The 24,556-nt window shown below is 70.3% G+C and carries 21 protein-coding genes; 5 read left to right on the plus strand and 16 right to left on the minus strand.

The features are described 5' to 3' along the window. Both I0C86_RS07080 and I0C86_RS07085 read right to left on the minus strand, forming a co-directional pair. On the minus strand, positions 1–332 hold a 332-nt coding region (locus I0C86_RS07080; protein WP_456319942.1), incomplete at its 3' end, for a DUF7134 domain-containing protein. 114 nt (positions 333–446) lie between these two features. Beyond that, positions 447–1,514: an LLM class flavin-dependent oxidoreductase gene (locus I0C86_RS07085; protein WP_196200402.1), complete on the minus strand. Its 1,068-nt coding sequence runs from the start codon at positions 1,512–1,514 to the stop codon at positions 447–449. Between the two features lie 257 nt (positions 1,515–1,771). On the opposite strand from I0C86_RS07085, the gene I0C86_RS07090 reads away from it, so the two are divergent. Next, the gene (locus I0C86_RS07090) at positions 1,772–2,569 is read left to right on the plus strand and encodes an NADPH-dependent oxidoreductase (protein ID WP_196200403.1); all 798 of its coding nucleotides are present in this window, start codon (positions 1,772–1,774) and stop codon (positions 2,567–2,569) included. A gap of 6 nt (positions 2,570–2,575) precedes the next feature. Here I0C86_RS07090 and I0C86_RS07095 read toward each other — a convergent pair whose 3' ends face one another. From I0C86_RS07095 to I0C86_RS07115, 5 genes are all read right to left on the minus strand, one after another. Continuing rightward, on the minus strand, positions 2,576–3,250 hold the full coding sequence (locus I0C86_RS07095; protein ID WP_196200404.1) for a response regulator: 675 nt from the start codon (positions 3,248–3,250) through the stop codon (positions 2,576–2,578). Further along, complete coding sequence (locus I0C86_RS07100) at positions 3,247–4,482, minus strand: sensor histidine kinase (RefSeq protein WP_196200405.1); 1,236 nt, start codon at positions 4,480–4,482, stop codon at positions 3,247–3,249. The genes I0C86_RS07095 and I0C86_RS07100 overlap by 4 nt, the downstream gene beginning before the upstream one ends. Before the next feature lie 206 nt (positions 4,483–4,688). Continuing rightward, entirely contained in the window at positions 4,689–6,395 is a 1,707-nt protein-coding gene (locus I0C86_RS07105; RefSeq protein WP_196200406.1) for a CocE/NonD family hydrolase, read from the minus strand. A 189-nt stretch (positions 6,396–6,584) separates the two neighbouring features. Continuing rightward, positions 6,585–7,214, minus strand: a complete 630-nt coding sequence (locus I0C86_RS07110; protein WP_196200407.1) for a hypothetical protein — start codon at positions 7,212–7,214, stop codon at positions 6,585–6,587. 183 nt (positions 7,215–7,397) lie between these two features. Beyond that, entirely contained in the window at positions 7,398–8,018 is a 621-nt protein-coding gene (locus tag I0C86_RS07115; protein WP_196200408.1) for a CGNR zinc finger domain-containing protein, read from the minus strand. 91 nt (positions 8,019–8,109) lie between these two features. Here I0C86_RS07115 and I0C86_RS07120 point away from each other — a divergent pair, with 91 nt between their 5' ends. Then, positions 8,110–9,336 carry an MFS transporter gene (locus tag I0C86_RS07120; RefSeq protein WP_196200409.1) on the plus strand — a complete coding sequence of 409 codons (1,227 nt, stop codon included), beginning with the start codon at positions 8,110–8,112 and terminating at the stop codon, positions 9,334–9,336. A 132-nt stretch (positions 9,337–9,468) separates the two neighbouring features. Next, positions 9,469–11,616, plus strand: a complete 2,148-nt coding sequence (gene helR, locus I0C86_RS07125; protein WP_230393713.1) for an RNA polymerase recycling motor ATPase HelR — start codon at positions 9,469–9,471, stop codon at positions 11,614–11,616. A gap of 153 nt (positions 11,617–11,769) precedes the next feature. On the opposite strand, the gene I0C86_RS07130 is transcribed toward helR, so the two are convergent. Continuing rightward, positions 11,770–13,062: an MFS transporter gene (locus tag I0C86_RS07130; protein ID WP_196200411.1), complete on the minus strand. Its 1,293-nt coding sequence runs from the start codon at positions 13,060–13,062 to the stop codon at positions 11,770–11,772. A gap of 34 nt (positions 13,063–13,096) precedes the next feature. Between I0C86_RS07130 and I0C86_RS07135 the strand changes: the two genes are divergently transcribed. Beyond that, a complete protein-coding gene (locus tag I0C86_RS07135; protein ID WP_323373506.1) occupies positions 13,097–14,146 on the plus strand; it encodes a LacI family DNA-binding transcriptional regulator in 1,050 nt (349 codons plus the stop codon). A 113-nt stretch (positions 14,147–14,259) separates the two neighbouring features. Here the strand turns inward: I0C86_RS07135 and I0C86_RS07140 are convergent, their stop codons facing one another. Continuing rightward, on the minus strand, positions 14,260–15,444 hold the full coding sequence (locus I0C86_RS07140; protein ID WP_196200412.1) for a M20 metallopeptidase family protein: 1,185 nt from the start codon (positions 15,442–15,444) through the stop codon (positions 14,260–14,262). Between the two features lie 316 nt (positions 15,445–15,760). Between I0C86_RS07140 and I0C86_RS07145 the strand changes: the two genes are divergently transcribed. Beyond that, on the plus strand, positions 15,761–17,551 hold the full coding sequence (locus I0C86_RS07145) for a bifunctional metallophosphatase/5'-nucleotidase (RefSeq protein ID WP_196200413.1): 1,791 nt from the start codon (positions 15,761–15,763) through the stop codon (positions 17,549–17,551). 52 nt (positions 17,552–17,603) lie between these two features. Here I0C86_RS07145 and I0C86_RS07150 read toward each other — a convergent pair whose 3' ends face one another. The 7 genes from I0C86_RS07150 to I0C86_RS07180 all read right to left on the minus strand — a co-directional run. Continuing rightward, positions 17,604–17,996: an AtzH-like domain-containing protein gene (locus I0C86_RS07150; protein ID WP_196200414.1), complete on the minus strand. Its 393-nt coding sequence runs from the start codon at positions 17,994–17,996 to the stop codon at positions 17,604–17,606. After that, a complete protein-coding gene (locus tag I0C86_RS07155) occupies positions 17,986–19,656 on the minus strand; it encodes a permease family protein (RefSeq protein ID WP_196200415.1) in 1,671 nt (556 codons plus the stop codon). The genes I0C86_RS07150 and I0C86_RS07155 overlap by 11 nt, the downstream gene beginning before the upstream one ends. 18 nt (positions 19,657–19,674) lie before the next feature. Beyond that, complete coding sequence (locus I0C86_RS07160) at positions 19,675–20,469, minus strand: cysteine hydrolase family protein (RefSeq protein ID WP_196200416.1); 795 nt, start codon at positions 20,467–20,469, stop codon at positions 19,675–19,677. A 42-nt stretch (positions 20,470–20,511) separates the two neighbouring features. Next, positions 20,512–21,204: a biuret amidohydrolase gene (gene biuH / locus I0C86_RS07165; RefSeq protein WP_196200417.1), complete on the minus strand. Its 693-nt coding sequence runs from the start codon at positions 21,202–21,204 to the stop codon at positions 20,512–20,514. 29 nt (positions 21,205–21,233) lie between these two features. After that, on the minus strand, positions 21,234–23,213 hold the full coding sequence (gene atzF, locus I0C86_RS07170; protein ID WP_230393711.1) for an allophanate hydrolase: 1,980 nt from the start codon (positions 23,211–23,213) through the stop codon (positions 21,234–21,236). An 83-nt stretch (positions 23,214–23,296) separates the two neighbouring features. Next, entirely contained in the window at positions 23,297–24,043 is a 747-nt protein-coding gene (locus I0C86_RS07175) for a GntR family transcriptional regulator (RefSeq protein WP_323373507.1), read from the minus strand. A 117-nt stretch (positions 24,044–24,160) separates the two neighbouring features. Next, a partial coding sequence (locus I0C86_RS07180) for a hypothetical protein (protein ID WP_196200418.1) occupies positions 24,161–24,556 on the minus strand: 396 nt, incomplete at its 5' end.

Genomic DNA, 24,556 nt, shown 5'->3' on the forward strand with positions numbered 1-24,556 from the left:
TCCCCGCACTCCCCCACCACCTCCAGGTCGGGCTGCGCGTCGATGATCGTCGTGAAGCCGGTGCGGATCAGCGCCTGGTCGTCGCAGATCGACCCGTTCCGGTCGAGCGCGACGGCCAGTGGCACGTACGCGGCGGAGGCCAGGACCACCGTGGTGCGCCGGTGATGTTTCTGGTGGACCGCCGCGCTCAGCAGCGCGATGGGTAGTGCCGTGCCCGCGACCGTGTGGTAGCCGCGGAACTGGTCGATGGCGAAGCCGAGCGACACCAGGGCGAGGCAGAGCGCGGGCCAGCGTCGGCGCACGGCGAGCGGAAGACACTCCAGGCCGACCACGACGAGGGTCAGCGCGTCGAACGGACGGGGCGGCTGATCGCCGAGCAGTGGTGCCTACGGGCCGGCTGACCTGCTGCTCGTCGCCGCCGGCACGGTGCGTCGAGGGGCCTGCGCTCATTCACGCAGCAGCGGAAGCAACTGGTCGCCCTGGCGCCTGATCTCCGGCAGGTACGGGGTGTCGGAGAGCACGAAGTGGGTGATGCCGATGTCCTGGTACCGGCGCAGCGACCTCGCCACGTCCTCGGCCGAGCCGACCAGCCAGGTGGTGCCGGCGCCGCCCCCGCCGAACCTGCCGGGGGTGGTGTAGAGATTGTCGTCGAGCACCTCGCCCCGGGCGGCCAGGTCGAGCAGCCGCTGCTGACCGACGGCGGCCCGGCGGAGCGGATCCGGCGGGATGCTGCCCGTCCTGCCCTTCGCCATCTCGGCGACCTTGGCCTCGGCGTCGGCCCAGGCCTGCTCCGTGGTGTCCCGGACCAGGGTGGTGATCCGCAGCCCGAACTCCAGCGGGGCGTGCGCGCGTCCGAGTTCGTCGCCGAGTTTCCTGAGCCGTTCGATCCGCTCGCGGACACCGTCCAGCGGCTCGCCCCAGAAGAGCTGTACGTCGGCCTCGGTGGCCGCCACCCGCTCGGCGGCGTCCGAGGCGCCGCCGAAGTAGAGCCGGGGATGCTGACGGTCGCCCCGCACTACCGTCCGCTGCGCCAGCGTGGAATCGACGACCCGGAAGTGCTCGCCGTGGTAGGTGACGTTCTCCTCCGTCCACAGTCGACGCACGATCTGAAGGAACTCCCTGGTACGGGCGTAGCGGTGTGCCTGGTCGCCCTCGCTGTCGCCGTACGCCGCCAGGTTGTCCCGCCCCGAGACGATGTTGACCAGCACACGTCCCCGGCTGAGGTGGTCCAGGGTCGCGGCGGCGGCGGCGAAGTTGGCCGGATGCCAGTAGCCGGGCCGGATCGCGATCAACGGCTGGAAGGTCGTCGTCAGCGCGGCGAGGGCGGTGGCCACGGTGAAGGTGTCCGGCCGCCCCCAGCCGGTGCCGAGCAGCGCGCCGTCCCAGCCGTGCTCCTCCAGAGCCGTGGCGTGGCCGGTGAGAGTTCCCAGGCTGTTGTGGTCCGCGACGACGGCGTCGCCGCGGTGACCGGGCTGGACCTGGTTCGGGATGTACCAGAGGTACTCGGATCTCATTGACGGATCCCTCCTGTTTCCCTGACGATAACCCCTCAAGCCTATCGGTATGGTAGAGATTATGGTCGGCCGCTCCGACACAGGCCACGAGATCGCCTTCACACACAGGACCGGGGCTCCGATGTCGTCAACCCACGCCTGGGAGAGTCACCACTCATGAATTACGGCGCTTTCGAGAAGAACCACGCGGCGGCCGATGACCGGGCCGATGACCGGCGGCGACCGGCCCGGACGGCACCGGACGGGATGGTCGCCTGATGTCCGTCGCCGCCCGCTACGGCGACCCAGACGCGACTCTCGCCGTACACAACGACGTACTCAACCTGCAACTCGCACATCGTTCGGTGCGCAGGTTCGGGCCACGCGAGGTGACCGACGACGAGCTGACCGCGCTGGTCGCGGCGGCGCAGTCCGCGCCGACCTCCTCCAACCTCCAGGCGTGGAGCGTGGTGGCGGTACGCGACCCGCAGCGCAAGGCACGGCTGGCCACGCTCGCCGGCGACCAGGAATTCGTTCGACAGGCGCCCCTGCTACTGGTCTGGATCGCCGACCTCGGCCGAGCCCGCCGGCTGGCTCGGCGGGCCGACCGGGAGGTCGCCGCCGCGGACTACCTGGAATCGACAATCATCGGCTTCGTCGACACCGCGCTGGCGGCCCAGAACGCCGTGCTGGCCGCGGCGTCGCTCGGCCTGGGCTCGGTGTTCGTCGGCGCGGTCCGCAACAATCCCGAGCAGGTCGCGGCCGAACTGGGACTGCCGCCGCACACGGTGGCGACCTTCGGCCTGGCCGTCGGCAGCCCGGATCCGACGGAACACGCCGGAATCAAGCCACGCCTGCCGCAGGGCGCGGTGCTGCACCACGAGCGGTACGACGCAGATGCCGCCGACGCGCACATCAGCACGTACGACGGGCGGCTCGCCAGCTACAACACCCGGTTCGGCCTGCGGAACAACTGGAGCAGCCGGGTCCTCGACCGGCTCCGGGGTCCGGAGTCGATGGCGGGACGGCACCGGCTGCGCGGCACGCTGGAACGTCTGGGCCTGCCCTCGTGGTGAACAGGTCTATGACGCCCGGCGCGGGTTGCTCGGGGTGACGAGGCCGGACTCGTAGGCGAGCACGACAAGTTGGGCGCGGTCCCGGGCACGGAGTTTGGTCATCGCCCGGCTGATGTGCGTCTTCGCGGTCGCCAGACTGATCACCATCTGCGCGGCGATCTCGTCGTTGGACAGGCCATGGGCGGCCAGCGCCACCACCTCACGCTCCCGGTTGGTCAGGATCTCCAGTGCTGTCGAGAGGTCGCGTCGCGGCGGGCGGGAGACGTACTCGTCGACCAGCCGGCGGGTGATGGTGGGTGACAGCAGGGCATCTCCCCGGGCGGCGACGCGTACGCCGTGCAGCAGGTCCTCCGGCTCGGTGTCCTTGACGAGGAACCCGCCGGCCCCGGCCCGTAGCGCGGTGTAGACGTACTCGTCGAGCCCGTAGTTGGTCAGCATCACCACGTGTACCCCGGACAGCCGCGGGTCGGCGGCGATCTGCCGGGTCGCCTGGATGCCGTCGAGAACGGGCATCTGTATGTCGATCAGTGCCACGTCGGGCAGGTGCGTCACGGCGAGCGCGACTGCCTGGTTGCCGTCCGCCGCCTCGGCCACCACCTCGATGTCGTCCTCGGCGTTCAACAAGGCACGGAACCCGGCGCGGATCAGTGCCTGGTCGTCGGCGAGCAGCACCCTGATCACGCGTCCGCTCCGAGCGGCAGTTCGGCCCGGACCCCGAAGCCGCCACCGTCTCGCGGACCGACGTGCAGCGACCCGCCGAGGGCGGTCACCCGCTCCCGCATCCCGACCAGCCCCACCCCCGGTACGACGTCCGCGCCACCGCCGTTGCCGTGCCAGTCCCGCACCGGCCCGTCCGCGCAGTGCGTACGCTCCTCGTCGTCCCGGCAGCGGCCGCCGTCGCCGAGGGCGCCGCGTCCGTCGTCCTCGATGCGTACCGTCAGTGCGTCGTCGCGGTAGTCGAGTTCGACCGCCACGGTCGCCGCCCCGGCGTGCCGGGTCACGTTGGTGAGCGCCTCCTGGATGATCCGGTAGGCGGCACGGTCGACCGGGGCGGGCAGCGGACGCGGCCGCTCGCCACTGACGTTCACCACCACCGGGAGGCCGGCCTTCCGGGCGCTCTCGACGAGGTTCTCGAGCCGGTCCAACCCGCTGCCCGGCTGGTCGCCGTCGCTGCGCAGCACCTCCAGCGTCGCCCGTAGTTCCCGGGTCGCCTCGCCGCTGGCCTGCTGGATCGCGAGCAGTGCCTCGGGGACCGGCTCGTCGCGCTTGCGGGCCAGGTGTACGGCGACACCGGCCTGCACCTTGATGATCGAGATGCTGTGCGTGAGCGAGTCGTGCAGTTCCCGGGCGATCCGCAGCCGTTCCTCGTCGGCCCGGCGTCGGGCGGTCTCCTCCCGGCTCCGTTCGGCATCGGCCGCGCGCTGTTCCACCTGTTCCAGGTACGCCTGCCGCTGCCGGGCCACCTCGGCGGCCACGCTGGCGGCGACCATCCAACCGATGAGCAGGAACCACCGCTGGAACACGTCGGGGGCCGCCCGACCGCCGCTGGACAGAACGACTTCGGCGGTGATCCCAACGACCAGGATGGCCGCGATGGCGGCGCCGGCGAGCCACCGGCGCCGGTCCCGCACCGTGGCATACAGGGCGAACATCGTCGGCAGCGCGGGGACGACTCCGGGATAGCCACGCGCCTGGTAGACCAGCAGGCATGCCGTGGTGATCCCGAGGACGAGCCTGGGCGTCCGCCGACGTAACGCCAACGCCGTGGCCGAGAGCACCAGCAGCAGGCAGCCGGCCCCATCGAGCGGAATCCGGCCGGGTTGCGCGGTCACGGCGCCGAGCAGCACCAGTACGGCGACGCCGAAGGCCACCAGCCAGTCGCGCGACCTTCCGCGCCAACGATCGTCGCGCATAGCCGAAACGGTAGACGATCATCGGGGCTCCCGCGCCGGGCGGTGGATGTAGTCCCCCGCTACCGCCGGGGGTGTACCCACGGCTCGGGCTGCGTCGCCGTCGGCAGCCGCGATTGTCGCCCGTGGCCCGACGACCTGGAGCCGCAGGAGTCGCCTGATCCCGTGCGGCGGCGGGGCCCGGCGGGCCGCCTGCCGTCGACCGGAACCTAGGCCAGCGGCAGGAGAAGTCGGCTCGGCGAGAGCTGGACGGTGACCCCGGCGGCGAGCGGGTCGGTGGTCAGATACTCGTTGTGGTTGGCCACCAGCACGAGGCCGATCCGGCTGCCGACCGGGAAGACGTAGTCCTTCGGTTCCAGCCGGACCGTGACGGTGTAGGCGGTGCCCGGGGTGAGCGGCGTGCCCGTGGTCAGTGACGTCCGGTTCTTGGTGTCGATCGCGCCCCGGCTCACCACCCGGGTCGGTACGCCGTTGGTGTAGTGCACCAGCATCGCGGTCAGCGGAGTGCTGGTCGAGGTGGCGCTGAATCGCACCTCGACCGTGCCGGTGCCGGAGAGCCGTCGGGCCGTGGTCAGCGTCGGGGCCAGGTAGACCAGTCGGTTCGGCTTGGCGGTCTCCGGGGCGGTCGTCATCGGGTATTCCAGCTGCCCCCGGTTGTCGGTGAACGACTGGTCGACGGCGAGGCCCTGCGCGGCGAGCAGGGTGCCGGCGGCGCCGGTGTCGGGGCCGCCGAGGTAGAAGCTGGTCTGGGTGACCGCAGCCGGCCAGACCGGGTACGTGTCGGTGGTGCCGTCGGGCCGCCTGATGGTGGCCTGCGGCTCGTTCATGATCCCGTTGGCGATGTCGTAGAGCCAGTGGTCCATCCACCGGCCGACGGTGTCCCGGCCGACCAGGTCGCTGCCGAACGGGTTGGTGTGCCCGCCGTCGTGCAGCCACAGCTTGCGCGGCACCCCCTGGCCGGTGATGGCATCCCAGTACCGGCCGAAGTGGGTCGTCTTGGTGTTGTTGTCCTGCTGCCCGTGCACCAGGAAGACCGAGGCGTCGACCTGGGCCGCGCCGTCCCGGTAGTCGCGCTGCTGCCAGAAGGCGTTCAGGTCGGCGGTGGCGTCGTCGGCCGCATCACCCAACTGGGTGTACCGGGTTTCGCACTCGGCGTCATGCGCCGGAGAGGAGACGTACCGGGCCAGCGACTCGGGGTAGCGGCCGCTGAATCCGCCGTACGCGATGCCATCGGCGCGGGCGTAGTCGTACCAGGAGGAGATGCCGGCGATCGGAACGATCGTTTCCAGCCCCTCGATGCCGGTCTCCGCGACGGCGATCGGCAGGGTGCCGGCATACGAGACGCCGATCATGCCGACCGAGCCGCTGCTCCAGTCGGCGACCGCGGGCGTACCGTCGGAGTAGCTGGCCGTGGCCCGGCCGTTCAGCCAGTCGATCGCGGCGCTGGCGCTGCGGACGTCCTCCGGGCCGCCGATGGTGGCGCAACCGTCGGAACCGGCGGTGCCCTGCATGTCGACCTCGACGACGGCGTAGCCCCGGGGCACGAAATAGTCGTCGTACCAGGTGGTGAAGTGCGCCGGCACGATCAGGTTGCCGCGCGGGGCGGTGCTGTCCCCGAAGTACGGACTGGCGTGCATGACCGTCGCCACCTGAAGCCCGGCGTCGGTCTCCTCGGGCCGGATCACCTGGACGGCGATCCGGTCGGGTTGGCCGTCGCCGTCGCTGTCCATTTCCGAGTTGACGTAGACGGTTTCCTGGATCGCCGCGTCCCGCGCGAAGACGGGCTGGGTGGCTCCACCCTCGATCACCAGGCCCGGCGGTTCGACCGGTGCGGCGATGGCCCCGGCCGGGACGACGAGCACGCTCCCCACCGCCGTCGCGCCGGCCAACAGGGTGCCGGCGAACGATCTGGACATGGCCGTGCGAATCCGATGACCCATCGTCTCTCCCCCGTACCGGTCATGTGTCGCACACCATATCGACGCGGGCCGGACTGACGGAAGTCAATGTGACGATCGTGATGCGACGAATCTCCCCCGGGGCTCGCCGCGCCGTCAGATGATCGAGGGGCGACAATCTCGTCGCGGCGATGCGGCGCGCCGGTGTCAGTACTGCATGACGCAGTAGACGACCGTCGGATGGGTGAACCGGTACCAGCGGTTCCACTTGCGGTCTCGCGTGCACCCGGCGCTGTTGGAGGCACCCGGAACAATGTCGATGACGTGCACCGTGCCCTTCGCCTTGCACTTCGGCGCGTGGACGACCCAGCCCTCCTCCTTCGGGAACTTGTAACAGAAGAAGCGCACGAGGTGGTGCTCCAGACAGAGCCGATACCCGGTCACGGTGATGTACGGGGCACCAGGATCGGCACAGGCGCGCTGGTCGTAATCGACTGACACCACCTGGTAGGTGCCGCTGGTGCCGTTGCAGTTGCCGATACCGAGGAAGTTCCCGCCCGTGTCGACGCCGATGCACTGCCCGATCCGGGCCGGTGCGGGTGGTGGTGGCGGCGGGGCCGGCGTGGTCGCGGGGACTGCCTCGGGTGGCGAGTAGGTGCTGCCGGCGACGACCCGTGGGCTGCCCTTCCGGCCGTTCTTGGTCGCCACCACACCCACCACCGCGACTCCGCAGACTCCGAGCAGGCACAGGGCCAGGAACCCGCCGATGAGTCCGACAAGAAGCGGCCCGTTGCCTTTCGGCGCTGGCGGTGGCGGTGGCGGTGGCGGCACGGTCATGCCGGGGTGCGGTGGGGGCCCGCCAGGGTAGCCAGGCGGACCAGGAGGTGGAGGCGACGTCACGCCACGAGTGTCACACAGGCCGCCGGCGACCTCCCAACCGTCTGTCCAAGTCGGACTCGCCCGACCGCCCAGACTGGCCGGCCTCGCACCCTGCGCCCGGGTGGACGGCGGTTATGGCGCTCACCGCGTCGCGCGCGTGCGTCGGGAATTGACGTAGCGCCGGATCTTCTCGGCGGTTCCGCAGTCGTCCATGCTGCACCAGCGGCGACTGCGGTTCTTGCTCTCGTCGTTGAAGATGAAGCGACAGCCTCCGCATCCCTTGATCCGGTCCAGCGCGCCCGTGGTGAGAAGCTCGACCGCCGCGTGCACCACCGGTCGAAGAGGCCGGGCGAGGGTGTGGTCATCCCGCCAGGTCCACGCGAACGTGCTGCCTCGATCGAGCCGTGCGTGGCCGAGCGCGTCCGCTTCGTCGTCCCGCAGTTGGGCGAGTACGGACGGGCTCGGGCTTCGCTGCGCGGCCAGCGTCCGGAACACCTCGTCGAGGTGGTCGCGGGTGCGCAGCGCTCGCGCGAAGGCGGCGCGAGCGTCGCCCGGATCATCGCGGGACAGCCGCCGCAACGCCGTCGCCTCGGCCTCCGTGAGGGCACCCGCGTAGACGCCCCAGGCGACCAGGTCGGGATAGCCCGTGAGCACGTCGTCGTCCGGAGGACCGGCGGGTGGACCCGAGCGGGTGTTGATGAAGTCCAGGGCGAGGTTGCCGCCCACCAGGCGCATCCGCGTGACGTCCTCGACTGTTTCCATCGAAACCGACTTTACCAGTTGACCCGTATCGGGAGCACCACTAGCCTGTTGCCATCGTAAGCGACTTAGCCGGTAACAACGGGAGGATCGGATGAGGAACAGACGGGCAGTGGGGGCGCTGATCGGCTTGTCCGGCGGGACGTTCCTGTACACCACCGCCGAGGCGTTGCCGGTCGGACTGCTGCTCCCGATGGCTGCGGAGCTGAACGTCTCACCGTCGCAGGTGGGCATGCTCGTCACCGTGTACGGCGCCGTGGTGATGGTCGCCTCGGTCCCCCTGACGGCGCTGGTCCGCAGAGTTCCTCGTCGATGGCTGCTGTCGGCGCTCCTGGCCGGCTTCGTGGTCAGCAACGCGATCACGGTGTTCGCGAGCACGTTCGCGCTGATGCTGGCGGCCAGGATGGCGACCGCGGCGACCCATGCGCTGTTCTGGGCGGTGGTGGTGCCGGCCGCGGCCGAACTGTTCCGGCCCGGTCTACGCGGACGGGTGGTCGCGGTCGTGTTCGCCGGCGGCACCGTCGCCCTGGCCCTCGGGGTGCCTGCGGGCACCTGGCTCGGCGAACGCGCCGGATGGCGCGCGTCGTTCCTGGCGGTGGCCGGGCTCGGCGCGATCGTGCTCGTCGTGGTGGCCTCGCTGCTGCCGTCGGCGCGGCCCGAAGAGGGACATGCCGCCCGTGGCGCGACGCCCGACGTCCGCCGCTTCTGGCTCCTGGTGGCGGTGGCCATCCTGGCGACCGCCGGTGCGATTGCCCCCTACACCTATGTCGCGCTCTTCGTCACCGAGGTCACCGGGTTTTCCCCCTCCTCGGTCGGGGCCATCCTGTTGGTGCGCGGCGTCGCCAGCGTGCTCGGCATCCTCGCCATGGGAGCGGTGGTGGACCGCAGCCCCTGGCTCGCCCTGACCGCGACCGTCGCGCTGCAGTCGGTGGCACTGCTCGGGCTCTACGCCGTCGGGCAGTGGCCGACAGCGGCGGTCGGCCTGATCGCCCTGGCCGGGCTGGCGTTCGCCGCGTTCACCGCAGCGCTCGGTGGCCTCGTGCTGCAGGTGGCGCCGGGGCGCTCCGACCTCGCCGCCGCCACGGTTTCTGCCGCTGTCAACGTCGGCATCACCGGTGGCGCCTTCGTCGGTGGCCTCGCACTGCCGAGCCAGGGAGTACACAGCACGGTGCTGATCGGCGCCGTGCTCGGCACCATCGCGCTGGTGCTGATTCTCGGCGAACGACTCGTCCGGCCCGCCGCCGCCTCGCCAGAGGTTGTTCGTCTGACGGACGATCACCGGGAAAGGAAGAACCCAGTCCCTTCCACCTCTAACGTATAGCAGACCCCGGGGCTTGCGGCAAGACCCGGGTCGTGCCGCAGAATCGTCGGCCAAGGCCAGAACCTGCGGAAATGGAGGTCGCGTGCGCAGTGGCGACGGCGACCTCCGAACGGAGCCGATGAATTGAACTCCCTGACCACCGGTGTATTCGACCTTCCCGAGCGGCTCTTCCCCAAGGCCGATCCGGCACTGATCGCCCGCGACGAGGAGCACTTCGCCGCCATCGCGGACTGCCTCGAGCAGATGTTCACCGACCTGTCCGGCCGCCTGGACACCGCGCGGAAGGCGCCCGGTGGCATGGGCCGGCAGGCGCTGGACCGGGACCAGGAGGTCCACCGACTGACCGCACGGCTGCGTACCCTGCGCCGCTTCGGTCTGGACCTGTGCCTCGGGCACATGGTCGCGGCCGACGATCCCGAGCCCGTGTACGTCGGACGGCTCGGCCTCACCGACAGCGCGGGCCGTCGGCTGCTGGTGGACTGGCGCTCCCCCGCGGCGGAGCCGTTCTTCGGAGCGACCCACGCCAACCCGATGGGTCTGACGAGCCGCCGCAGGTATCGCTGGACCCTCGGCCGGATCACCGACTACTGGGACGAGGTGTTCACGCCGGACGGGTTCACCGGGCACGCCACCGCGCTCGACGACCAGTCCGCATTCATCGCCAGTCTGGGCAGTAACCGGTCGAGCCGGATGCGGGACGTACTCGCGACGATCCAGGCCGACCAGGACGCGATCATCCGGGCGGGATCCCGCGGCGCTCTCGTCGTCGACGGCGGTCCGGGGACGGGAAAGACCGTCGTCGCTCTACACCGCACCGCCTACCTCCTCTACTCCGACCCTCGCCTCGGTCACCGCCGGGGCGGTGTGCTGTTCGTCGGTCCGCACCAGCCCTACCTGGCCTACGTCGCCGACGTCCTGCCCAGCCTCGGAGAGGAGGACGTGCAGACCTGCACCCTGCGGAACCTCGTCGCCGAGGGAGCCGAGGCGGCGATCGAGAGCGACCCGGACGTGGCCCTGCTGAAGTCGTCCGCGAACCTGGTGGAGGCGGTCGAGGCGGCCGTCCGGTTCTACGAGGAGCCGCCCACCAGACCGATGGCGGTCACGACCGACTCGTCCGACATCTGGCTGAGTGCCGACGACTGGGCCGAGGCATTCGGTGCACCGGAACCCGGTACCCCGCACAACGAGGCGCGCGACCAGATCTGGGAGGAGCTGCTCACGATCCTGATGGACAAGTACGACGGCGACGAGTCGCCCGACCTGCTCCGCCGGTCGCTGGAGCGGAACAAGGAGCTGCGTACGGCCTGCAGCCGTGCGTGGCCGCTGCTCGACGCGGCCGACATCGTCGGAGATCTGTGGTCGGTCCCCGCCTATCTGCGGAAGTGCGCCCCGTGGCTCAGCCCCGACGATGCCCGGAAACTTCGACGGACAGACGCCCAGGCGTGGACGGTCTCCGACCTGCCGCTCCTGGACGCGGCCCGCCAGCGGCTCGGCGACCCGGAGGCGTCACGGCGCCAGCGCCGGCACGACGCCGCCGTCGCCACCGAACGCGAGCGCATGGCCAGGGTCGTCGACGACCTGCTCGAGGCCCATACCTATGACGACGGCGAAGGCGTGCTGGTCATGTTGCACGGACAGGACATGCGGGACGCCCTGGTCGACGGGACCGCACTGCCGGGCACCGACCCGGACCTGCTCGCCGGCCCCTTCGCGCACATCGTCGTGGACGAGGCTCAGGAACTCACCGACGCCGAGTGGCAGATGCTGTTGCGCCGCTGCCCGTCCCGGAGCTTCACCATCGTCGGAGACCGCGCCCAGGCCAGGCACGGGTTCACGGAATCGTGGCAGGAACGGCTCGGGCGGCTCGGTCTCGACCGGATAAACCTGGCCTCCCTGAGCATCAACTACCGGACTCCGGAAGAGGTCATGGTGGAAGCCGAGCCGGTCATCCGGGCCGTGCTGCCGGACGCCAACGTCCCGACCTCCATCCGCAGCAGCGGCGTCCCCGTCGTACACGGATCTGCCTCGGATCTGGGCGCGATCCTCGACACCTGGCTCGCCACCCACGCCGACGGGATCGCTTGTGTCATCGGCGATCCCACATTCCCGGCGACGTCCCGCGTCCGGTCGCTGACCCCGGAACTGTCGAAGGGGCTCGAGTTCGACCTCGTCGTCCTCGTCGACCCGGAGGCGTTCGGCAGCGGTACCGAAGGAGCGGTCGACCGCTACGTCGCGATGACCCGAGCGACCCAGCAACTCGTGGTCCTCACGCGATCCTGACAACGTGATACCGCCGGTCCGGCGGTCACCGACCCGCGGCTCCGTGTCCGCGGGCTCGATGGCCGCCGGCTCGCAGCAGTCTGACGCCGGCCCGGTCGAAGTTGTACCGCCACGGCGAGAACAGCCGCGCGTGTCCCCACCGGGCGGGGGCCGTCACCGGCCTCCAGAGCGGTGAACGGCAGCCCGCGCCCGTACCGGCGGGCGGCGGCCGGACCCACCGGGCTGGCATCGGCCAGGACCAGGGGCAGGTGGACGACGACCAAAGCCGCTGACGTGCAGCAGTGCCGGGGCGAGAACGATCAGGCCAACGGCGAGGGCCGCGACCGCGACCATGGCTCCGCGCAGCCCGACCGCGTCGGCCCACAGTCCGACGTAGACGGGACCGAGGAGGAAGCCCAGGTACGACACCGTCGTGGCGATCGATGTCGCGCGCGCCCGGTGTGACTCTTCGACGTTTCGCGAGACGATCCCGAGAAGGGTCGGAAAGACCACGGAGGTCCCGGCGGCGGCCACCACAAGACCCAGCGCGGCGATGGACAGTGTGGGGGCGGCGGCGATGACGGCCGCGCCGGCCGCGGCGGCGAGCGCGCCGGCCACGAGGATGGCCTGGGCGTGGGCGGCCTTGAGACCACTGATGCAGAACCGCGTGACCGCCACGGTTCCGGCGAAGACCCCGGGTGCGACAGCGGCCGGTCCCGCGTCGACGTGCAGCTCGTCACGGACGAAGACAGCACTCCAACTCTGGTGGGCGTTCTCAATGGCGAATGCGAGTGCTCCCAGCACCCCGATGAGCAGCAGCGACATCATCATTCTGGAGTGACTGGAGTGAGTGGTCGGCGATGACTCCACTGACCTGTTGTCGCTTCGCCCGTGAACGACCCCGGTGCGCAGCGTTCTGATCATGAAGATGCCGGCTGTGAGCGAGAGGCACGCCACCGCGATGAACGGGACCGCGAGCGGTAGCGACGCGGCGAATGCCAGCCCGGTGGCGAGGCTGGCCACAAGGACGCAGCTGGAGAAGAGGCCATGGGCCCGGGTGATGACAGGTCGGCCGGAAGTCTTCTCGGCCCGTCCGGCGACCACGTTCATCGCCACGTCGGCCGCGCCGCTGGAGGCGCCGACGAGTGCGAGCCCGACACAGAGCCCTGGCAGGCTGAACGCGGTCAACGCCATGCCGGCACCGACCACGCCGAGGGCGCCCACGACACCGGCCGCGAGCGTCAGCCCCCATCGGTCGAGCGCCCGACCCACCAGCAGCATCGCAGGAAGGGCACCCGCACCCACGAACAACAGCGCGAACCCGAGCTGGCCGTCGCTGATACCGGCCTGGTCCCTCACCTGCGGCACGGATCCGCCCCACACCCCCCAGAACAAACCGAAAGCGGCGAAGGCCAAGAAGGCCGGGGCGATCAATGTACGTGACGGGTCGCGCGTTGTCCGGACCATCTGTGTAACGATACACAGCTTCTAGACTGAAGCGGTGAAATCGTCTGCCGGCTCGAAGCGTGTGACCCTGGCGCAGGTGGCTGAGCTGGCCGGCGTGTCGCTAATGACGGCCTCCTACACGTACAACCGGCCCAGCCGGGTATCGGACGAGGCCCGGTCGAAGGTGCTCACCGCAGCCGTCCAACTGGGATACGGCGGGCCTGACGCGAGCGCCCGATCGCTACGTCGCGGCAGCACGCGCGCCCTCGGTGTCGTGATGGGCGAGCACCTCAGCTACGCGTTCGAAGACCCACAGGCAGCATCCTTCCTCGCGGGAATCGCGGACGTCTGCGCCGACGCCGGGTACTGCATGACCATTCTGCCGATCACCGGCGCCTCCGATGACGCGGCCCGGATCCCCAGCGCGGCGGTCGACGGGTTCATCGTCTGGACCACGTCCGACGATGATCCGATCTTGCAGGCAATCCAGGCCATGAAGCGCCCGGCGGTAGTACACGGTGGGCCGGCAATCCCCGGACTTGGGCTGGTGGGCATCGACAACCGGGCGGCGGCACATGCTGTGGGCGCCGTCGCGTTCGCGGGCGCCGAACGTCCGGCGGTGGTGAGTTTCCCCCTCTCCCGAGCGAGGATCGGCACGATCATGCACGGTGCAGACGCGAGAGACGTCCTGTTCCCGGTCACGCGGGAGCGGCTCGAGGGATACCGACAGGCAGCCGAGGAGATCGACATCGCGTGGCACCGGGTGCCCATCGGCGTGTGCGCCCACAACGACGCGGCCGAGGCCGAGCGAATCACCGCGACGCTGCTGTCCCTTCCGGAGCCGCCCGACGCGATCGCCGCGATGAGTGACGAACAGGCGGCCGGAGTGGTCCGGGCAGCAGTCGCCGCCGGCCGCGCGATCCCCGACGACCTGGCGATAACCGGTTGGGACGACGCGGCTACGGCGTCGCATCTCGGGCTCACCACGGTCGCGCAGTCACTGCGGGAACAGGGGGCGGCATGTGCCCGGGTGGCGCTCGGCGAAGCGCCGAACCCGCCGGCCGCCCCGTGGTCCGTCGTCCGCAGAGGCAGCACCCGCCACTGACGGCGGGTCTCACACCCGACCGCCGCCGCTCAGATTCATCCACCCCAGGGACCGCGCACCACGGGTCCCGACCGCGCACCACGGGTCCCGACCGCGCACCACGGGTCCGCCCGCTAACTCAGCCGGCGAACCGCCAGCTCGGCGAGGAGTGCGGCGCCGTCGGCGAGCACACTGTCGTCGTACGTTGCCCGGGGCGAGTGGTTTCCGGGTGCCGTCTCCGGGTCCCCGGTGGCGCACGCACCGAGGAACAGGTACGTCCCGGGCACCCGGCCCAGTACCCGGGAGAAGTCCTCCGAGCCGGTCATCGGGTTACGCAGCTCCGCGAACCGTTCCGCCCCGAACACCTCGCGGACGGTCGTGGCGGCGAACTCGTGCTCGGCGGGATCGTTGACCGTCACCGGGTACTCCGCCTCGTACCGCACCTCGGCCCGCAGGCCGTGTGCCGCCGCGATCTGCTCGCAGAGCCGTACCGCGTGCATCCCGATCTGTTCGCTGACCGATTCGTCGAAGGTCCGTACGGTCGCCTCGAAGTAGGCCTCGTCCGGGATGACGTTGCGGCGGGTGCCGGCGTGGAAGGTACCGACCGTCAACACCACCGGCTCGAACGTGTCGAACCGACGGGTGACCATCGTCTGGAGCGCGGTGACCATCTCGCAGGCGGCCGGAACCGGATCCAGGGTCATGTGCGGCCTGGAGCCGTGCCCACCAGCACCGACGACCTTGACGAACAGACCGGCTGAACCCGCCATCAGCGGCCCTGGCCGGGACGAGAACACACCCCGGCCGAGAATCGAGGACAACACGTGCAGCCCGTAGGCGGCCTCGACCGGCCGACCGGCGGCGGAGAGTACGCCCTCGGAGATCATGTGGGCGGCACCGTCGTAGCCCTCCTCGCCGGGTTGGAACATGAACACCACGTCACCGGCCAGGTCACTCCGGCGCGCGGCGAGCAGCCGGGCGGCGCCGACCAGCCCGGCGGTGTGCAGATCGTGGCCGCAGGCGTGCATGACGCCCGGATGCCGTGAGGCGAAGTCGACGCCGGTGTTCTCGACGATCGGCAGCGCGTCCATGTCGCCCCGGAGCAGCACCACCGGTCCCGGCCTGCCGCCGCGCAGCACCGCGGTCACCGAGGAGAGGGCGGTACCGGTGCTGATCTCCAGCGGCAGGGGTTCGAGGGCGGCGAGCACCCGTTCCTGGGTACGCGGAAGGTCGAGGCCCATCTCCGGGATCTGGTGCAGCTCCCGGCGCAGCGCGACCAACTCGTCCTGGATCTCCGCCGCATCTTTCCGCAGACTCATCGGTCCCCCGCCGTCGTCGTACCCCGGCCTGCCGCGTCCGCGGGCCAGTCGCCGCGGCACAGTTCCTGGCAGGTACCCAAGATCCTACGAGGCGGGTTCGGGCGATCAGGTGCCGCGAGCCGCTCCGGGGCTGCGGAGGTGACGAACGGCACCCGGGCTCCGTGGTGGGCCCGGTGGCGGGCCGACGTCCGGCGGCCGGACATCGGATTGCCGGGCGATGTCGATCGCCAGCTCCGCTGGCATGGCCGGCGGGAGGTCGTTATGGTGCCGTCGGCGCGCCTACCAGGCGCACGCTCCCCGTCCAGGAAGGCAGGCCATGACCCCTCTCACCGGCCCTTCGCGGCGGCAGGTGCTCGCCGGCGCCGCAGCGGCCGCCGCGGCGCCGCTCGTCGGCGCCGCACCTGCGCAGGCACACCGGCCGACCAAGCCGAAGACCTACGACCTCACCGTACTGGGCACGTCGGACACCCACGGCAACGTCTACAACTGGGACTACTACCGCGACGCCGAGTACGACGACAGCGCCCACAACGACGTCGGGGTGGCGAAACTGGCCAGCCTGGTGAAGCAGATCCGCACCGAGCGGCGCGGCAGGGCCACGCTGGTCCTCGACGCCGGTGACACGATCCAGGGAACCTCGCTCGCCACCTACTACGCCAAGCAGGAGCCGATCACCTCCACGGGTGAGACGCACCCGATGGCGCGGGCGATGAACATCCTCGACTACGACGCGGTGACGCTCGGGAACCACGAGTTCAACTACGGCCTTCCGCTGCTGGACAAGTGGATCCGGCAGCTCGGCTTTCCGGCGCTGGCCGCCAACGCGGTCAACGAGCGCACCGGCAGGCCGGCCTTCACGCCGTACCTGATCAAGAAGGTGTCGCTCGGGCACGGCGCCCCGACGCTTCGGGTCGGCATCCTGGGCCTGACCAATCCGGGTACGGCGATCTGGGACCGTGGCCACGTCGAGGGCAGGCTGCGCTTCGAGGACATGGTGGCGACCGCCGCGAAATGGGTTCCGGTGATGCGGCAGCGCGGCGCCGACGTCGTGCTGATCTCCGCACACGGCGGTGACAGCGGTACGTCCAGCTACGGGCCGGAGCTGCCGAACGAGAACCCGTGCGCGATGATCGCCGAGCAGGTGCCCGGGATCGACGCCATCCTCTTCGGACACGCCCACGCCGAGGTGGTTGAGCGGTTCGTCGTGAACGCCCGGACCGGTGAGCGGGTCCTGATGTCGGAGCCCTCGAAGTGGGGTCAGCGGCTGACCCGGATGGACTTCACCCTGGAACGGGACCGTGGACGCTGGCAGATCACCGCCAAGCGGGCCACGATGCTGAACAGCAACACCGTTCCCGAGGATCCGAAGGTGCTCGCGGCGGTACGCGGCCAACACGCCAAGACGGTCGCCTACGTCAACCAGGTGGTCGCCACGTCGGCGGTCGAGTTGTCGGCGGCGGAGTCCCGGTACCGGGACACTCCGATCCTGGACTACATCAACAAGGTGCAGACCGACACCGTCACCGCCGCCCTGGCCGGCACCCAGTACGCCAACCTGCCGGTACTGTCGATCGCGGCACCGTTCAGCCGGACCGCCGTCTTTCCGGCCGGCGACGTACGGATCAAGGACGTGGCGGGGCTCTACATCTACGACAACACCCTCGAGGCGGTGGTGGTCAGCGGTGCCGAGGTACGGGCCTACCTCGAGTACTCGGCGAAGTACTTCCGCACCTTCGGGCCGGGTGCACCGGTCGACCCCGCGCAGATCAACGACCCGGCCGTGCCGGACTACAACTACGACACCGTCTCCGGGGTCGACTACGACATCGACATCAGCCGGCCGGTGGGCCAGCGGATCACCAGTCTGACCCGTCCGGGCAGCGGCACCCCGGTCGCGGACAACGACCAGTTCGTGATCGCGGTCAACAACTACCGGCGCAGCGGAGGCGGCAACTTCCCCGGGATCGTGAAGACCCAGATCTACAACGAGCAGCAGGAGATCCGCCAACTTCTCATCGACTGGGCCCAGGCCAAGGGCAGCATCGACCCGGCCGACTTCTTCCAGCCGAACTGGCGGCTGGTCCGCGAGGGCGTCCCCGTCTTCTGAAGTGTTAGGAGGGGCCCCTTCTTCTACAGAAAGCGCGAAGAGGGGGCCCTTCCTAACGGTCGGCCGGCACCCCGGCCGGCTCGGAAACGTGGGCGCTGACGATGCGCCATCCGACCGGCAGGCGTACCCAGGTCTGGGTCTGCCGGCCGGTGGCGCCGCCGCCGGGGTAGTCGAAGAAGGTGTTCACCACCGCCGTGTCGGCGCCGAAGGTGCTGATCAGCGTGCCGTGCAGGCGGCGGCCCGGTGGCAGCGGCGGCTGCGCCGCACGCCACCGCCGCTGCTCCGCCATCCCGACCTGATGGTCGGCGACACCGAACCGGACCGTCCGGGCCGACGCCCAGAAGCAGCCGATGATCGCGTCCACGTCGCCGGCCATCAGCGCCGCCTCGTAGCCGGCGAACTCGGCCGCTACCTCGGCGACCACCTCCGGCCGGTCAACGTCCACCGGTCGTGGCCTCCGACCCGGCCGGCGACAGGGCGGACACCTCCGCTGGGCTGGAGGCATCTGCCGGGGCGCGAGCCGCCGCCGTTGACCCGCCGTGCTGGCGGTCCAGCTCCCGTTCCTCCGGGTCCGGCTCGCGCGGTGGGATCTTGGCCAGTGCGAACAGGCCGCAGACCACCGCCACGAACAGGTACCCCAACGCCACCTGGCCGTTGGCGTTCCATTCGATCCGTTCGCCGTGGATGAGCCCGATGAAGGAGAGTACCGAGCCGACGGCCGCGAAGATCGCCGCCCGGGTGAACCGCTTGTCGATGATGAACACCACCACCGCGCCGAGCACCAGGCCGGCCAGGATCGCTCCCCGGCCGAGTACCAGCAGTCCGTCGTAGACGACGCCGGCACCGGCCAGCGCCGGATCGCCCACCTCGGCGGCGCTGGTACCGGCTGCGGCGAGCACGTTGTCCATCTGCCCGGTCGCCCAGGCGGCGATGTTGGGAATAAGCGCCGCCACCACCGCGGCGGCATGCACCCGGGGGGTCGCCTGGAACGCCTGTGCCCCGATCAGGAGGCCGATGTAGAGCAGGATCGGCACGATCGCGGCGGTCGGGAAGATCGTGGCGAGCAGGCCGAACATGCCGAGGAAGCAGAGCACCGCGATGACCACACCGGTCGCCATCGAGTAGCCACTGCGGCCACCGGCGGCCTTCCAACCCGGATGACCGACGTAGACGGCCGGCGGGAACGGCGAGCCGAGCGCCGAGCCGATGATCGCGCCGGCCCCGTCCGCGAGCAGGACGCTGCGCAGGTTGTAGTTGTCCCCGGCCGTTGCCGCGCTCTCCACGTTGGTCATGCCCTCGGTGAAGTTGTAGACACCGAGCGGAATGGCGGTGGCGAGCAGCGGCGCCATCTCGGAGAGCCCGTCGAACAGCAGTCCGAGTTGCAGCGACGGCAGTCCGAGTGCGATGTCACCGGCCGCCGCCGAGACGTCGGGCACCGACATCGCACCGCCGATCCAGCCGATCGCCGTACCGAGCAGCAGGGCGGCCAGTCCGATCGGAAAGTTCCCCGGCAGTCGTACGTCGGTGAGCAGCCCGATGAGCAGCAACGCCAGTACCGGCAGCGCGATCCAGGCCATCCGCCACATCTGGCCGGCCGGGTTCATCGAGATGAACGTGATGGAGATTCCGGCCAGGGTGCCGAGCAGGGCCGCCCGAGGAGCGTACCGGCGGATGTACGGGCCGACGAACGCGCCGATCAGCACGATGACGCCGATGATGAACGCCCAGGCCACCCCGGCCTGCCAGGCCTGCCGCGCGTCCTGGGTACGCAGGTAGATCGGCAGCATGATCACGAAGATCACGATGAACATGTGCGGCACGCTGGGCCCGTACGGCAGCGCGGTGACGTCGGTCCGGTTCTCCCGGCGGGCCAGCCGACGGGCGAGCACCGTGTAGTAGACGTTGCCGGCGACCAGGGCGATGCCCAGTGCCGGCAGGATGGTGCCGAAGACGTCGCCGGAGGAGAGCTTGACGACGCCAAGGCAGAGAGCGGTCAGCGTCAGCACGTTGACCAGGACGTTGACCCCGAAACCGAAGAACGCGTTGGTGTCGCCACGCACCCAGAGTGGGAGGTTCGCGGCGGTGCGCTCGGTCGTCTTCACCATGGCTGGCACCCTTTGCGATCAGGAGGGTTGCAACACGGACGTGGCCGGCGCCGCAGCGGCGGCGGGCTTGGCAGAGGTGCTCGCAGCCGGAGCGGACCCAGCCGGGGCGGAGCCGGCGGGAACCGACGGGAGGACGGTCGGCGACCAGGCGGTCGTCAGCTCGGCGATCACGGCGGTCGAGTCGGCGACCCAGCCGAAGATCCCGCCCTGCGCGGAGATCATGTCGAGACCGACCTGCTGGAACTCGGGAAAGTACGAGCCGACGCAGTCGGCGAGCACCAGACACTCGTATCCGCGATCGTTCGCCTCCCGGACCGTGGTGTGCACGCACACCTCGGTCGTCACGCCGGTGACCAGCAGGCTCGTTATCCCACGGTCGACGAGCATCGCGTCGAGGCCGGTGGCGTAGAAGGCACCCTTGCCCGGCTTGTCGATGACCGGCTCTCCGTCGGTAGGCGCGAGGTCGTCGATGATGTCGTGGCCGTACTCGCCCCGGATCAGGATCCGGCCGTTCGGTCCGGGATCACCGATCCGGGCGCTCGGCGCTCCCCTGTCACGCTTGGCCGGTGGGCAGTCGGAGAGGTCCGGCAGGTGTCCCTCCCGGGTGTGGATGACCGGGAGCCCGGTCTCCCGGGCCGCGGCGAGCAGCGCCGCGAGCGGCGCGATGGTTCGGCGCAGTTGGGCAACGTCGTTGCCCAGGCTCTCTCCGAACCCGCCGGGTTCGAGAAAGTCGCGTTGCATGTCGATGACCAGCAGCGCGGTCGTGGACAGCTCGAAGGTGTACGGATGGGGACGCGCGTCGACGGTAGGCATGGGGATCCTCAGGGGTCAGGGGGTCCGTCGCGACAACGGCGGTCAGTCGTCGGTGATCGCGGCGAGAACGTCGTCGGAACTGGCGACGCAGCCGAACACCCCGCCCTGCATCGTCACCATGTGCAGGGCGGCGGCATGGTTGTCCGGGTCGGTCGCGCCGGTACAGTCGGAGAGGATCAGGCACTCGTAGCCCCGATCGTTCGCCTCCCGCATCGTGGTGTGCACGCAGACATCGGTGGTGATGCCGGTGAGAATCAGGTGGGTGATGCCCCGGGTACGCAGCACCAGATCCAGGTTGGTGGCGTAGAAGGCGCCCTTGCCGGGCTTGTCGACGACGACCTCGCCGGCCACCGGGGCCACCTCGGGCACGATCTCCCAGCCGGGCTCGCCCCGGACCAGAATCCGGCCGCACGGGCCGGCCGCGCCGATCTCGGCACCGATCCGGGCCGATCGCCAGCGCTTGTTGGCCGGCAGGTCGGAAAGTTCGGGATCGTGGCCCTCCCGGGTGTGTACGACCAGGAGGCCGATCTCCCGGGCCCGGTCGAGCAACCGGGAGGTGGCCGGCAGGCCGGCGCGGGTGAGGCTGATGTCGTAACCCATGCTGTCGACGTAGCCACCCGGGCCGCAGAAGTCGGTCTGCCAGTCGATGCAGAGCAGTGCGGTGCGTTCGGCGGGTGCCGAACCGTCGTACGGCCAGAGGTAGGGGTCGGCTTTGACAGGGCCGATGCGGGGCATGGGGGCGGCTCCCTTCGGGTGGGGCTGGGTCAGCCGGTGTGCGCGGCCTGCCGGTAGGCGCGCCAGCCGCCGGCAGCGGTGATGTCGTCCACCTCGTCGTCGGCCGCATCGGCCGCGTAGGCCTCGCCGAGGAAGCCGAGCACCTCCCGGCCGTCGTGCAGCCGCAGCCAGCCGAGCGACAGTGGCGCCGGCACCCCGGCGAGCAACCCACCGATCGCGCTGACCGGTAGGCGCCACAGTTCGATCTCGATGGCCGCGCCGTCGGTCGTACCGACCCGGACCAGGCTCGGTAGGCCGACGCCGTCGTCGGAGGGGAGCCGGTAGAGGCGGTAGAGCGGTGCGGTAAGGCCGATCCCGGCGAGGATCGCGCCGCGTTCGATCAGTTCCGGGTTGCGGGATTCGCCGGTCAGGTGCCGGCCGACCACCGCGAGCAGCATGCCGTCGTCGTCGTACTCGTAGTCGTAGTCGTCGTGGTCGTCGCAGTCGTCGTCGGAGGAAGAGGAAGAGGTAGAAGTAGAAGTAGAAGTAGAAGTGGCGGAGTCGGATGCCCCGGCGGCGCTGGGGCCGAGCACCGTCGGCGCTGCCGCGGTGGGACCGGACACCGTCGGCGCTGCCGTAGCCGGCCGGTGGGTCGTCGTCGAGCCGGACACGGTCGGCGCGGGCCCGGCGACCAGCGCGGCCGCGAGCCGGATCAGGGTGGTGTCGCTGAACCCCGGTCCGACCAGGGTCAGGCTGGCTGGCTGGCCCGCTTCGGTGAAGCCGTTGGGCACGGTCACCGCGGCCAGGTCGAGCAGGTTGGCGAACTGGGTGTAGCGGCCGAGCACAGTGTTGCGGCCGATCGGGTCCTCGTCGATCTCCTCGATCGTGAAGGTGGTGCCGACAGTGGGCACCACCAGTACGTCGATCCGCTGCCACAGCCGGTCCGCCCACGCGCGCAGCTCCTGAAGGCGGTGCCGGGCCCGGAAGACCTGGACGGCGTTGTAGCGGCGGCCACTCTCCAGCACCTCCCGGGTCACCGGAAGGACGGCGTCCGGCCGGCGTCGCAGGAAGTCGTCGAGATCGGCCAGACGCTCGGCCACCCAAGGACCCTGGTACAGCAGGTCGCCGGCCTCGAACAGCGGACGGAGACCGACGGGCTCGGTCCCGCCCACCAGTGCGGCGACCCGGTCCTGTCCGGCGGCGAACCGGTCGCGCTGGCCCAGGTCGCCGAAGAAGTCCAGGTCCTCGGCCCAGGGCAGGCCGAGCCGAAGTGTCGCGGGTGGCCGTGCGACACGCCGATCCGCCGGGAGCTGCCGTGCCCACGGATCGTCCGGATCGACGCCGTGCGCCACCCGGAACACCCTGGCGGCGTCGTCTGCCGTGCGGGTGAAGATCGAGACGCAGTCGAGCGATCGGCAGGCCGGCACGACCCCGGCAACGCTCAACAGTCCCCGGGTCGGCTTCATGCCGACGATTCCGTTGCAGGCCGCTGGCACCCGCCCGGACCCGGCGGTGTCCGTACCCAGTGTGAAGGACACCAGACCGGCGGCGACGGCGACGGCCGAGCCGGAACTCGACCCACCGGCTATCAGGCCGCCGCCGAAGACACTCTCGCAGCGTCCGTACGGTGAGCGGGTGCCGGTGAGCCCGGTGGCGAACTGATCGAGGTTGGTCTTACCGACCAGCATCGCCCCGGCGTCGAGCAGTCGGGTCAGCACGGTGGCGGTCCGGTCCGGCCGGTACGCGAATTCCGGGCAGCCGGCAGTCGTCGGCAGTCCGGCCAGGTCGATGTTGTCCTTCACCGCGAACGGCACTCCGTAGAGCGGAAGTGCCGCCAACTCGTCCCGGCGGTCGTGCAACTCGACCGCACGGGCTCGTAGCTGTGCCGCCGCAACGGTGCTGATCCAGATCGGGTTCCCGGTCGGGTCGCCGATCGCGTCGAGTACCCGATCGGCGATGTCCACCGTGGTCAGCTCTCCGGCGAGGTACGCGGACTGGAGGACCGCCGCCGTACCGATCGGTTCTGCCATACAAACGATTGTCGACCGTTCTGTTTCGACGGACCGTCAGTGAGGTAACGACGATGTGTCACACCTCGCGGCCGACCGGATACTCAGCTCAGATAGGACCGCGCACCGTGGGCCGCCAGTTCGGCGAGTACCGTCTGCGGATCCCCGTCCGTCACCGCCTCGAACAGGCGCTCATGCCGGTGTACGCCGTCTCCGGCCGCTGCCGCCTCCGCTTCCCGATGCAGGTTGAGTGCCATGTAGAGCTGGAGCTTCAGCAGGATGGCGCCGTAGACGGCGGAGAGCTGCCGGTTGCCGGCGAGGGCCACGAGTTCCATGTGGAAGGCGCGATGGGCTTCCGCCACGGTCAACCGGTCACCGGACCGAGTCGCCTCCCGCATCTGGTCGAGCGCCGCCCGGAGCCCGTCCAGGTCGGTTTCCGAGCGCACCGGCAGGGCTGTCTCGACGGCGTACCGTTCCAGCACGTCGCGCACCGCGTACAGCTCGAGCATGTCCCGGTGGGACAGGGTGGCCACCCGGACTCCGCGCCGTGGAACGTGCTCGACCAGGCCCTGCTGGGCGAGCAGCCGCAGCGCCTCCCGCAGTGGAGCCCTGCTGATGCCCAGTCGCCGGGTGAGCTGTTCCTCGACCAGCCGCTCCCCCGGGTCGGTCTTGCCGCCGAGGATCTCGCGGCTGAGCCGGAGCACGGCCAACTCCACGAGGCTGGCGCTCTCCAGCCCACCCTCCAGCGCCGGTTCGGCACTGTTCCGGTACGACCTCGACCCGTGCTGCGTCGGCAGTCCACGAGCGGCATCGTCGCTGAACCTGACAGTCCGCTCGGTTGGCTCGGTCACGCCGAAGAGTCTGCCATCCGCTTCGGCCGGTACGGCCGCGGCCGGCCCGGAGACGCCGCTGGCCGGGTCCCCGTGGTGCGGGACCCGGCCAGCCGGACTGCTGCTGCCATCCGGTTGTCAGCTGTTGTTCCAGGCGCCCGCGACGAGGTCGGCGGCCTGGTTCTCCCACTTGGCGTACGCGTCCGGGTACGCCGAGACCTGTACCTTCTGCGCGGCCACGGTCAGCGGCAGGTCATGCCAACCCTCGACCTGCTTCAGCCCGGTCAGGAACGCGATGGTCGAGTACTCCGGATCGGTGATCTGCTCCGGCGTGCCCCAACCCGAGGACGGCCGCTGCTGGAACAACCCCAGCGAGTCATGATCGTTGGCGTCACCCAGATGACCCAGGTTCTCCAACTTCGACTCCTGCAACGAGGTTCCGACCGCGATCACGGCGGCACGCTCGTCCAGACCAGCCTTCTTCGTCGCCTTCACGATCGCCCTGACGTTGCCGGACTGCTCACCCGACAGCGG

The organism is Plantactinospora alkalitolerans (assembly GCF_015690345.1).
In the GTDB taxonomy this organism is placed as follows: Bacteria; Actinomycetota; Actinomycetes; order Mycobacteriales; family Micromonosporaceae; genus Plantactinospora; species Plantactinospora alkalitolerans.

Coding starts and splice junctions, on each gene's coding strand:
- I0C86_RS07140 (WP_196200412.1), bottom strand. CDS start 15,444: ATGAGTCTGCGGAAAGATGCGGCGGAGATCCAGGACGAGTTGGTCGCG.
- I0C86_RS07105 (WP_196200406.1), bottom strand. CDS start 6,395: ATGTCCAGATCGTTCGCCGGCACCCTGTTGGCCGGCGCGACGGCGGTG.
- I0C86_RS07110 (WP_196200407.1), bottom strand. CDS start 7,214: ATGACCGTGCCGCCACCGCCACCGCCACCGCCAGCGCCGAAAGGCAAC.
- I0C86_RS07120 (WP_196200409.1), top strand. CDS start 8,110: ATGAGGAACAGACGGGCAGTGGGGGCGCTGATCGGCTTGTCCGGCGGG.
- atzF (WP_230393711.1), bottom strand. CDS start 23,213: ATGGCAGAACCGATCGGTACGGCGGCGGTCCTCCAGTCCGCGTACCTC.
- I0C86_RS07160 (WP_196200416.1), bottom strand. CDS start 20,469: ATGCCTACCGTCGACGCGCGTCCCCATCCGTACACCTTCGAGCTGTCC.
- I0C86_RS07115 (WP_196200408.1), bottom strand. CDS start 8,018: ATGGAAACAGTCGAGGACGTCACGCGGATGCGCCTGGTGGGCGGCAAC.
- biuH (WP_196200417.1), bottom strand. CDS start 21,204: ATGCCCCGCATCGGCCCTGTCAAAGCCGACCCCTACCTCTGGCCGTAC.
- I0C86_RS07100 (WP_196200405.1), bottom strand. CDS start 4,482: ATGCGCGACGATCGTTGGCGCGGAAGGTCGCGCGACTGGCTGGTGGCC.
- I0C86_RS07155 (WP_196200415.1), bottom strand. CDS start 19,656: ATGGTGAAGACGACCGAGCGCACCGCCGCGAACCTCCCACTCTGGGTG.
- I0C86_RS07085 (WP_196200402.1), bottom strand. CDS start 1,514: ATGAGATCCGAGTACCTCTGGTACATCCCGAACCAGGTCCAGCCCGGT.
- I0C86_RS07090 (WP_196200403.1), top strand. CDS start 1,772: ATGTCCGTCGCCGCCCGCTACGGCGACCCAGACGCGACTCTCGCCGTA.
- I0C86_RS07130 (WP_196200411.1), bottom strand. CDS start 13,062: ATGGTCCGGACAACGCGCGACCCGTCACGTACATTGATCGCCCCGGCC.
- I0C86_RS07145 (WP_196200413.1), top strand. CDS start 15,761: ATGACCCCTCTCACCGGCCCTTCGCGGCGGCAGGTGCTCGCCGGCGCC.